General features: G+C 69.8%; 3 protein-coding genes and 3 pseudogenes. 3 read left to right on the top strand and 3 right to left on the bottom strand.

All coding sequences use genetic code 11. From position 1 onward, the window contains the following. Window positions 1-20 precede the first annotated feature (20 nt). The 3 genes and pseudogenes from ACLLJJ_RS02805 to ACLLJJ_RS02795 all read left to right on the top strand — a co-directional run bounded on the left by ACLLJJ_RS02805 (window position 21) and on the right by ACLLJJ_RS02795 (window position 4,723). Window positions 21-884 (top strand): type VII secretion system-associated protein, encoded by an 864-nt coding sequence (locus ACLLJJ_RS02805; protein WP_434587652.1) that lies wholly within the window; start codon window positions 21-23, stop codon window positions 882-884. Window positions 885-1,090: 206 nt separating this feature from the next. Then, a pseudogene (locus ACLLJJ_RS02800) lies at window positions 1,091-3,534 on the top strand (glycoside hydrolase family 3 C-terminal domain-containing protein). 148 nt (window positions 3,535-3,682) lie between these two features. Further along, the gene (locus ACLLJJ_RS02795; protein ID WP_434587651.1) at window positions 3,683-4,723 is read left to right on the top strand and encodes a LacI family DNA-binding transcriptional regulator; all 1,041 of its coding nucleotides are present in this window, start codon (window positions 3,683-3,685) and stop codon (window positions 4,721-4,723) included. A 104-nt stretch (window positions 4,724-4,827) separates the two neighbouring features. On the opposite strand, the gene ACLLJJ_RS02790 is transcribed toward ACLLJJ_RS02795, so the two are convergent. The 3 genes and pseudogenes from ACLLJJ_RS02790 to ACLLJJ_RS02780 all read right to left on the bottom strand — a co-directional run bounded on the left by ACLLJJ_RS02790 (window position 4,828) and on the right by ACLLJJ_RS02780 (window position 10,594). After that, complete coding sequence (locus ACLLJJ_RS02790; RefSeq protein ID WP_434587650.1) at window positions 4,828-5,910, bottom strand: DUF1996 domain-containing protein; 1,083 nt, start codon at window positions 5,908-5,910, stop codon at window positions 4,828-4,830. A gap of 82 nt (window positions 5,911-5,992) precedes the next feature. After that, window positions 5,993-8,147 (bottom strand): annotated as a pseudogene (locus ACLLJJ_RS02785) (discoidin domain-containing protein). Window positions 8,148-8,397: 250 nt separating this feature from the next. Next, window positions 8,398-10,594: pseudogene (locus tag ACLLJJ_RS02780) on the bottom strand (discoidin domain-containing protein). Window positions 10,595-10,677 lie beyond the last annotated feature (83 nt).

The raw sequence follows: 10,677 nt of genomic DNA, 5'->3' as shown, positions 1-10,677 counted from the left end.
GTCAAGTAAGTGAGGACAGAATGACCGAGTCAAGCGGTGCAGCCGCCGCCACGGCGGCCGAGCCCGAAATGCCGGAGCCGCCGAAGGAGTTCGTCGACGCCGCCAGGCTCGCGCCGGACCACTGGCTGTATTCGATCGACCCCGCTTGGCAGGGCGAAGGCCCGCCACCGGACTGGGCCGTGGTGGGCCAGTGGCGTTCCGACCTCGACGGCGTGATCGTGGAGTGGGAGGACAACGAGAACTACCAGCCTTCTCCCGAGGCGCTCGGCTGGCCCGAGCCCGCCGACGACGTGGACGCGGCCATCCAGCTGGCCACCACCGGTTACGGCCCCGCGGAGGACGTCACTTCCGCCCTGGCCAAGGCCGAGGTGGCCGTGCTGGTCACTGCGAGCGGTGAACCGGTGAGCGCGTCGGCGCCCGACGGCACCGCGATCGTCCCGGTCTTCACCTCGCCGCGCTACCTCCACCTCGCCGGGCGCCTCGGGTACGAGCAGGTGTACGTTCCCGCACTCCTCGCGCGCATTCCGGAGGGTCACAGTCTCTGCATCAACAGTTCCGCGCCGGTGAGCATGATCATGACCGCCGAGGGCCTGGCCGAGATCGCCGCAACGGCCGCGCAGGCAGCGGAGGCCGCCGAGGTCGCCGATGCGGAGACGCCCGGGGGAGTGGGATCCGGGGGGCAGACACCCGAGGTCGAATGGCCCACGACGGTCGACGCCGGAGAGCACGCGACACTCCGGGACGCCCTGGTCGCGCAGGCCGACAGCGCCTCGGACGACGTATCGGACGGCACATCGGAGCGCGAATCGTCTGACGAGTCGGACCGCGAACCGGGTGTCGTCGACCTCCCCCTGCCCGAGCCCGACGCCGGAGGGGCACGGTGACCTGCGGCAGTCGGAGAACCACCCGGGAGCCCTCCACGGCCTGAGAGCCTGTGTCAGCCGCAAGGTACGCATGAGTCTGCGCAACGCAGGGCGCGTCCGCGCCAACCGCTCCCCGATCGCCCGGTGTTGCCGCATTGACAGTTCCCCCGCACCTTGGTCATGCTTTGGGAGAGCGCTCTCCCAGAGCGTCGGGGAGGGCGCGGGGGATGACCGAGGAAGAGCTGACTCGACTGCTGGACAAGCTGGACCCTCGACAGAAGGTGCGCATGCTCACCGGTGCGACGACCTGGCGGACGCAGGCCGAACCAGCCGTCGGGCTAAGGGAGTTGGTGACATCCGACGGCCCCGCCGGGGTGCGCGGGGAGGCCTGGGACGAGCTGGACACCTGTCTGCTGCTGCCCGCCGCATCGGCGCTCGGCGCGATGTGGGACGAGGCCCTCGTGGAGCGGCTCGGGGGCCTGCTCGCGGCCGAGGCCCTACGCAAGGGCGTGGACATCGTGCTCGCGCCCAACCTCAACCTGCACCGGTCGCCGCTGGGCGGACGCCACTTCGAGTGCTTCTCCGAGGACCCCGAGCTCACCGGCCGCACCGGGGCCGCCATGATCCGGGGCATTCAGGCCCATGGCGTCGCGGCCACCGCGAAGCACTACGTGGCCAACGACTCCGAGACCGAACGCCTCACCGTGGACGTACACATCGACGAGCGGGCGCTCCGCGAGGTCTACCTCGCCCCTTTCGAGGCGGCGGTACAGGCCGGCGTCCGGCTCGTCATGGCCGGGTACAACGGCGTCAACGGCGCGACCATGACGGAGCATCCGCTGCTGGCGGAGCCGCTCAAGGGCGAATGGGGCTTCGACGGGATCGTCATCTCGGACTGGGGCGCGGTGCGGTCCACCATGACGTCCGCCCTGGCGGGGCAGGATCTCGCCATGCCGGGACCCGCGGGCCCCTGGGGAGAGGCCCTGGTACGGGCCGTGCAGGACGGCAAGGTGCCCGCCGACACCGTGGACGACAAGGTGCGCCGCCTGCTCCGGCTCGCCGACCGGCTCGGCGCGCTCGGCGTACCGGCCGCCCGCCTGAAGCCTCCGCCCGCTCCCGAGGCGCGACCGCTGCTGCGGCGCGTGGTCGCCGCGAGTTCCGTTCTGCTGCACAATCGCGGTCTACTGCCGCTGGACCCCGCCACCCTGCGTACGGTCGCGGTGATCGGCGTCCATGCCGGGGAGCCGAGAATCCAGGGCGGCGGCAGCGCCGGGGTCTTCCCGCAGCGCGTCACCACCCCGCTCGACGGTATCCGCGCGGCGCTCGCGGGCCGGTCGCGCATCGTCCATGTACCCGGCCCGGCGGTCACCGACCCGCTGCCGCTGAAGCTCGCCGAATGCCGGGACCCGCGCCCCGGGCTCCCCGGGGTTCTGCTGCGTGTGCTCGATGCCGGGGGACATGAGCTGTACGCCGCACACCGCCTGTCCGGGCGCCAGTTGGAGCCCCGCTGGTGCCGGGAGCGCACACGGTCGAGATCAGCGCCCTGCTCATGCCCGCGAACGGGGGTGAATGGTCCTTTGGCATCGGCGGGTTCGGACGTATGAGCCTGACGGTGAACGAACAGGTTTTGGTGGATGGCGTGTTCACGCGCGAGACGGACGACCCTGCGGTCGTCCATGTGAACCCGCCCTGCCACTACGGCCGGATCCGGCTCACCGCCGGAGAGCCGGTGACCGTCGTGGCGCGCCGGGAACTCGCGGACGACACGGGCCGCGCCATTGTGGTGACCGCCGCGCCGCCCGCCCCCGATCCCGCTGCGGCCCTGGCCGCGGCGGCCGACGCGGCCAGGAACGCGGACGCGGCCGTTGTGTTCGTCGGCACCACACAGGACAGCGAGTCCGAAGGGCAGGACCGCGCGGACCTCCTACTCCCCTCCAGCCAGGATGAGTTGGTACGTGCGGTCACGGCCGCCAACCCGCGCACCGTAGTTGTCGTCAACGCCGGCGGGCCGGTCGAGATGCCCTGGCGTGAGCAGCCCGGGGCGATCCTGCTGGCCTGGTTCCCCGGGCAGGAGGGCGGCACCGGGCTCGCCGATGTGCTGTTCGGGCGGGCCGAGCCGGGCGGACGGCTGCCGACCACATGGGGCGCCACCCTCGACGACGTACCCGTGACCGGGACCGCGCCGAAGAACGGCGTACTGGCCTACGCCGAGGGACTTCACATCGGCTACCGGGCCTGGCTGCGTGCGGGCCGCGAGCCGGCGTACTGGTTCGGGCACGGCCTCGGCTACACGACCTGGGAGTACGAGCAACTGGCAGCCCCCGCCCGGGTGTCGGCGGGCGGCACGTTCACCGTGGCCGTCCACGTGCGCAACACCGGGGGTCGGCGCGGCCGGGAGGTGGTCCAGGTGTACCTGGCGAAACCGGCGTCCACGGTGGAGCGCCCACAGCGATGGCTCGCCGGGTACACGACGGTCGAGGCGGAGCCCGGCGAACAGGTCACGGCGACCGTACGGATCCCGGCGCGGCTGCTGCGCCACTGGTCGGAGAGCGACCGGGGCTGGTGCGTGGAGCCCGGTCCGTACGATGTGCTCGTCGGCCCGTCGGCCGGTGAACTGCCCCTGACGGGAACGATATGCGTGGAGGAATCCGGGCCGGCTCGTTCGACGTAAATACCCGGTCGGCTCGCCCGACGTAGACGCCCGCCCATCCGCACAGGGCCGCAAGGTATCCGGGGAAGGCCTCCCATCGAGCGGATGTGGGGAGAGCGCTCCCCGAGGTGCTTTCCGCAGCTCCTGTCGCCGCCGGTAGGGTACGGACATGACCAGACAGGCGCCGACCCTTGAGGATGTCGCGCGGGCGGCCGGTGTTTCCCGCGCGACCGTCTCGCGGGTCGTCAACGGCATCCGCAACGTGGACCCGGAGATCCAGGACGCGGTCCGGGACGCGATCGAGCGGACCGGTTACACGCCCAACCGGGCCGCGCGTTCGCTGGTGACCCGGCGTGCCGAGACCATCGCGCTGGTGGTCTCCGGAGCGGGCGACGACACCGAGAGCGAACAGAACACCTTCGCCTCCAAGGTCCTCACCGACCCCTTCTTCGGGCGGGTGGTCGGCGGTGTCGTCGGCTTCCTGCGCCCGAGGTCCATGCATCCGGTGCTGATGTTCGCCGAGTCCGCCGCCGCCAGGGACCAGGTACGGGCGTATCTCCGGCAAGGCAGCGCGGACGGCGCGCTGATCTTCTCCACGCACGCCGAGGACCCGCTGCCCGCCCTCCTCGCCGCCGAAGGCCTGCCCTGCGTGCTGTTCGCGCGCCCGGCGGTGCCGGCCCAGGTCAGTTACGTCGACTTCGCACACCAGGACGGCGCCCGCATGGCCGCCGAGCGTCTGCTGGCGCGTGGCTGCCGCCGGGTCGCCACAATCACCGGCCCGTTGAACGTACCGGCGGCCCAGGACCGCCTGGTCGGCTTCCGTGACGCGACGGCGCGGCACGGGCTTCCCTACATCCCGATAGCGGAAGGCGACTTCACCGTCGAGAGCGGTGCGACTGCCATGGTCCGCCTGCTGACCGAACACCCCGACATCGACGGGGTGTTCGCGGCCAACGACCTGATGGCGCAAGGGGTGTGTCAGGCGCTGCGCGAGGCGGGCAAGCGGGTGCCCGAGGATGTGGCGGTGATCGGTTTCGACGACTCCAGCGCGGCGGTCGGCTGCCGGCCGCCGCTGACCACGGTCCGCCAGCCGATGGAGGAGATGGCGGCCACCATGGCGCGGCTCCTCCAGGAGCAGATCGAGGGGACGCTGGCCGCTCCCACCTCCAAGATCTTCGACGCCGAACTGATCCTCAGAGACTCGGCGTAGTCCGCGGATGCACGGTCACGGGCCAAGGCCCGGCCCGCCCTGGACGGAGGCGGACCGGGCGACGGATGAGTGTTCCGGTGGTTCGGGTCAGGCTCCGGTCCGGGCTAGGGCAGCCGGTAGTCCTCGTTCAGCGCCGCCCCCTCTCCGGGGTGCGTCTGGTCGTAGCCACGCGCGTCGCACTGCAGCCCGCCCACCACGCAGTGATCGACCAGCGCCTTGAGTGTGCGCTCGTCCCACGCGTTGAAGAAGTCGTAGTGGAAGGTATGGCCCCCGCCGCTGGCCAGCCGGACCTGCGACATGTCACCGTCCACCGGGAAAGCCATCTTGAACTCGACCATGGGCAGCGCCACCGGGTGACTGGGCGGGCAGACATTGTCGTTGGTGCCCGGCTTCACGACCGGATACGCCATGTGACTCTGGTGGTCCGGTGTGTCCAGATGCTTACCGGTCCAGCAACTCGGCGCCTGCATACGGATGTTGAGCTGTGATCCGGCCGGGCAGTTCTGCGGGAACCCGACATTGCCGAAGCTCTCCCCGCACTCCCAGCCCTCGACCCATCCGCGGTGGTTGCGGAATTCCTGGGGGCTCTGCAGGGGACTGCCGACGACGTACCGCAGACCCTTGGGGAAGGGCCGCACGCTGGTGTAGTCGGTGACACCCGCCTTGTAGAAGATGACCTGCGGCCCGGTCGGCATTATCTTCTTGTCGCCCTTGTACAGGGACGGCATCCAGTACGCCGAGGAGTCGCCCGGCGCCTTGCACGTGGTGTTGCCGCCGTACAGGGACGCCGTGGTGCTGTTGGCGTTCGTCGTCGTGTTGCCCATGAACGTGTGGTCGTGGGACCTGCCCGGCTGCCCGGGGTAGATGATCGGGTCGTCCGGCGCGGTGTGTGTGACCGAGCAGTTCGCCTGGAACTCGTGGAAGTACCGGGACGGCGGTGCCTCGGCGGGCGGGGGCAGGGCGGTCACCGGCGGGTTCACCGGGATGTAGCCGTCGCCGTCCGGGTCGTCCCCGGACGGCAGCAGGGAGACCTTGGCCGTGTGCCCGCTGTGTGCGGAAGCGGTCGACTTGCTCTTGGACACCGTGTCGGGGCCGGCGGCAGTGGCGATCGAGCCGATGCCGAATGTGGTCGCCGCCAGCGCCGTACAGAGGAGCAGCGCCGAGAGGCTCTTCGAACTCCGTCTCATGGAGACCTCCTGTCAGAGGTTGTGGGGGATAGGGGGATGAACGGCCCCCGGGCGCGTGGGTGCGCGCCCGGGGGCCGGGCTGTCAGCTGTAGACGCCGAACTCGAAGAGCGAATAGCCCCAGCCCGTGCCGCGGGCCGTCAGGTTCAGCCGTACGTGCCGGGCGGTGGTCGCCGCGATCTCGATGCTGTCCACGTCACCGTTGCCGGCCGAAGTGGAGTACACCGGACGCCAGTTGGTGCCGTCGTCGGACACCTGCACCTCGTAGGACTTGGCATAGGCCGGGTCCCACACCAGTTGCAGCCGGCGCAGCAGGGTCGGCTGGCCGAGGTCGACCTGGATCGACTGCGGGTCGCTCCAGTCGCTGGCCCAGCGGGTGTCGCTCTTCCCGTCCGTGGCCATCGCCGGTGTGCACGGGCAGCCGGTGCTGCCGCCCTGGTAGGAGGAGGCCGTGGTCGGCTTGTTCAGCGCCACGTTCACACCGGCGACGGGCGGCGCGACGACCTTCACGGACTTGGTCTCGATGCCCGCGTTGGTGTGCCCGTCCTCCGCCTGGATGTAGACCTTCCAGACGCCCAGCTTCTCGGGCGCGGTGACGGCGAACGTCCCATTACCGGTGGGCCGCCACTTGGCCTCGACCAGGGCCTTGTCCCCGGAGGCGTAGTTGCCGCTGAGGAAGATCTTGTACGTGAGTGGGTCACTGTCCGGGTCGCGGATGTCGGCGCGGACGGTGAATTCCTTGCCCGCGGGTGCGGCGGCGGGGTTGGTGACGGCCATGTTCGTGATCACCGGCGGAGTGTTGTCCCCTGCCGTGGAGCCCTTGTACGCTTGCTTGACCGCGTAGTACGACAGCCGCTTCAGCCCGTCGGGCAGCAGGTTGAACCAGATGCCGCCGAAGTCGTGCTCGGTGCCGTAGTGGAAGAGCGTCGCGCCGAGCGCCACACCCCGATGGCCGGTGACGCAGTTCCAGGCGTTCGTGTAGCCGTCGCGCTTCTGTACGTCGGTGGGCTCGTCCGGCACACCGTTGGCGTCGTCCGGCACCTCCCACTCACCGGGCGGGCCCGCCTCGGTGATGATGTAGGGCTTGGTGTAGCCGCCCTGCTCCCAGTCCTCGCGGACACCGCAGATGTAGCCGTAGGAGTTCATCGAGTACAGGTCGAGGTCGGGGGCGTTGCGCTTGTAGTAGGGCCACGCGCCCGTCCAGGCATCGGTGGACGTGACGGGGTGGTCCGGGTCGATCGAGTGGATCTTCTTCGCCACGTCGTTGACGAAGGTCGTGTACGCGTTGCGCTGGCGCTCCAGCTCGTCGCCGCTGTAGCAGTTCTGCAGGCCGAGCACCGACTCGTTGCCGACGTTCCACATCAGCGTCGCGGGGTGGCTCCTATAGGCCTCCACCCACTTGGAGAACTCCGTGAGCATGGAGTTCTTGTAGGCGGCGTCCGTCAGGTAGTTGACACAGCCACCGCTGCCGGGGCCGCCACCCGGCTGCAGCCAGAAGCCGTTGACCACCCGGATGCCGTGCGCCGCCGCCGAGTCGAGCAGGGGCTTGGTCGAGGCGTCGGTGCCCCAGATCCGGATGGTGTTGACGCCCATCGACTTCACGTCGGGCATGTAGCGCGCCGCGTCGGCGATCGAAGGCCCCCAGGTGAGGCCCTTGACCGTGTACGGCTGGCCGCCCACGGTCAGCTGCCAGTCGCCCTGGGAACCGGTCACCTTGACCGCCCCGCCCGCGGGCGGGGGCCCGCCGGCGTCGTCTCCGTAGACCTGGAACTCCCACAGGGAGTATCCGTAGCCACCGGCGCGGGCGGTGCCGTTCATGCGTACGTAGCGGCCTGAGCCCGAGACGGCGAGTTCATCGGTGCCGCCGTTGCCGTCGGCGACCGTCTTGAGGGTCTTCCAGGTCGTGCCGTTGTCGGACGCCTGGATCTCGTACGCCTTCCCGTAGGCCGCTTCCCAGGTGAGCACCACCCGGCTGAGGTTCGTGACCTTGCCGAGGTCGACCTGGATCCACTGCGGGTCGCGCCACTCGCTGGCCCAGCGGGTTCCGGTCAGATTGCCGTCGACGGCCGCGGAGGCGGCGAGAGCCTCCCCCTCGTGCGAGGACGCGGTCGCGTGCTTGTTCTGGGACAGCAGCGTTTCGGCGGCTCCGGCGTCCGGCGCCGTCGTGAGCGTGAGTGAGGACGCCAGCATGGCGGGCGAGAGTGAGAAGCAGTACCCCGGCTCTGGGCCGGCCTGACAAGGCTGCGGTAGATCTGAACACTGTGGCTCCTGGCGGGAGGGGGGAGGGGGGCCGGCTTCCCGAAGCCGGGGTGGGAGAGCGCTCTCCGAGAGTGGCGCGCGGTCGTGTGCCTGTCAACGTGTTTGGCATCAACTTCTCTGAACTGGAGCGTGGTTGGGGTTTCCGGAACGCGCGCAGGGCCCGGCCTCTCCGCGCACGCGGAGATGCCGGGCCCTGGATGGGCTCAGAGGAGGGCGGTCAGGGGTAGAGGTCAGGGGAACTGGACCACCGTGGACGGGACGGTCGTGGTGCCCGAGGTGGGTGCACCGGTGTTGTTGATGACGTGGTTGTACTGGCCCATGCCGCTGAGCGACACGGTCAGCAGGCTGTGGAACTTCACTCCTGGTTTGACCGGCGCCTGGAAACCATGATTCTGACGGATCGTCGGATCCACGTTGTAGTAGCAGTAGCTGCCCATGCCCCAGCCCTCGTGGTTGTTCACCGAGTCCGCGACCTTGTAGGCGGCGTAGCCCTTGGTGCTGCCGTTCTGGATCGCCGCCTGGTTCGGGGCGTCGTACGCCTTCTCGTTCTGGAAGAAGATGGTCTTCCCGTTCTCGCCGTACCACTCGACGTCGTACTTGTTGAAGTGCTCGACGAACAGTCCGGTGGCCAGTACGTCGTCGCCGTTGACCCGGACGCCGAAGTCGGCCCGGTTGGTCTCCCAGCCCACGCCGTCACCATGGTCGGCACGCCACACCCAGGTGTGGTCGACGATCGTGTCGTCGTTGTTGATGACCATGCTGGTGGTGGCCTTGCCGGGGCCCGCGCCGCCGATCCGGATGTAGACGTCCTGGACGGTCGTCGGGTTGGCGGAGTGGTCGGCGGAAGCGCCCTGCGGGCCGACTTCCAGCAGGGTCTGGGAGTTGACGCTGCCCGCGTCGATGAGGAACCCGGCCAGCTTCACGCCGTCGACGTCGGCGACCCGCATGGCGGTGACGCCGTTGTCCGGGATGATCGTGGCGAGCCCGAGGCCCAGCACGACTGTGTTCGCGCGGTTGACGTTGATGGTCTGGTCCACGTGGTAGACGCCCGGCGTGAAGAGCAGGTGCAGGCCCTGCGCGAGGGCGGCGTTGATGGTGGCGGCGGTCGCGCCGGGCTTGACGACGTAGAAGCTGCTCAGCGGAATCGAGCTGCCCTGCGGTGCGCCGTTCGCCCAGGTGGTGCCGCGCGCGTTGGTGCGCTTGGCGGGGACGAACACCTTGTACTCATTGCCTTCGAGGTGCAGGAACGGCTTCTCGCGGGAGACCGGGGTGGTCTGCAGTGTCGTGTACGGCGGGTTGGGGAAGCCCTGCGCCGGCGCGCCCTCGACCCCGCAGAACGTCATGTTCCACACGCCGTTGGTCCAGCCGCCCACGGAGCTGTCGCGGGTGCACCACTGCTGCTGCGAGTACGGGCCGACCGTACCGTCGATCTTGCTGTCCGCGATGTAGCCGCCGCTGGCCCAGCCGTAGCCGGTGGGCGCCAGGTTCAGGCCGCCCTTGACGTGCATGCGGCGGAAGGACGCCGCCTGGGAGACCGCCCACCGGTTCGTGCCGTTGACCGGATTCAGCGCCAGGTTCTCCGCCGAGCGCCAGAAGTTCTGGGTGGCGTTGCCGTTGAACCAGCCGGCGTCCACGGTCACATCACCGTTGAACGTCGTGTCGTCGGGGGAGAGCCCCAGGCCCGCGATGGAGGTGTAGAAGCCGAGGTTGGCGTTGATGTTGCCGTAGGTGCCGGGCTTGAACAGGAACGCGTGCCGGTCGGTGCCGAACTGCGCGGACTCCTGCTTCTTGAACACCTCGTCCAGCTTCCCCTGGATATTGGGGGTGGACGGGTCGAAGACATGCACGTTGGGGCCGAGATCCCCGCCTCCGGGGATGGTCGGGCCGCCGCCGTCGCCCGCGGTTCCGTACACCTGGAACTCCCAGAGCGAGTAGCCGTAGCCGGTGGCGCGGGTGAGGCCGTACACGCGGACGTGGCGGGCATTGCTGGAGACGTTCAGTGTCTCCGTGCCACCGGCGCTCGTGGTGGTCGAGTACGCGGTCGACCAGTTGGTGCCGTCGCCGGAGAACTCGACGCGGTACGACTTCGCGTGAGCGGTCTCCCAGCGGAGCACGATCTGGCTCACGGCGGCGGAGGATCCCAGGTCGACCTGGATCCACTGGGGGTCCGACGCGGCGCTGGACCAGCGCGAGCCGGTGTCCCCGTCGACGGCCGCGGTGGCCGGAGTGCCTCCGTTCTCCTGGCTGGATGCCGTCACCGGCTTGCCCTGGGAGAGCAGGGCGGGCGCGGCCTGCGCGGTCTTGGCGGGGGGCGAACAGCAGAAGGGTGGCCACGAGCGCGACAACGACCGCACCGGCGGCGCTCTGGCGTGCGACGACGGGGGGTCTGGGGGACGGTGGCGCCACGGGTATGCCGAGTGCGGGCAGGAGGTGATCTCCTCGGTCGGGGGAGAGAAGTGAGGGAGAGCGCTCTCCAGCAAAGTGATGCTGGTCTGCCCGCGGCGCGAGGG

The sequence above is a fragment of the Streptomyces sp. A5-4 genome (genome assembly GCF_051131715.1).
In the GTDB taxonomy this organism is placed as follows: Bacteria; Actinomycetota; Actinomycetes; order Streptomycetales; family Streptomycetaceae; genus Streptomyces.
Note: the sequence above shows the minus strand (reverse complement) of the source record. Positions and strands in the feature narration are given on the sequence as shown.

What these genes read in the sequence shown, in the direction of transcription:
- ACLLJJ_RS02790 (WP_434587650.1), bottom strand. Translation starts at nt 5,910, where the DNA reads ATGAGACGGAGTTCGAAGAGCCTCTCGGCGCTGCTCCTCTGTACGGCG.
- ACLLJJ_RS02805 (WP_434587652.1), top strand. Translation starts at nt 21, where the DNA reads ATGACCGAGTCAAGCGGTGCAGCCGCCGCCACGGCGGCCGAGCCCGAA.
- ACLLJJ_RS02795 (WP_434587651.1), top strand. Translation starts at nt 3,683, where the DNA reads ATGACCAGACAGGCGCCGACCCTTGAGGATGTCGCGCGGGCGGCCGGT.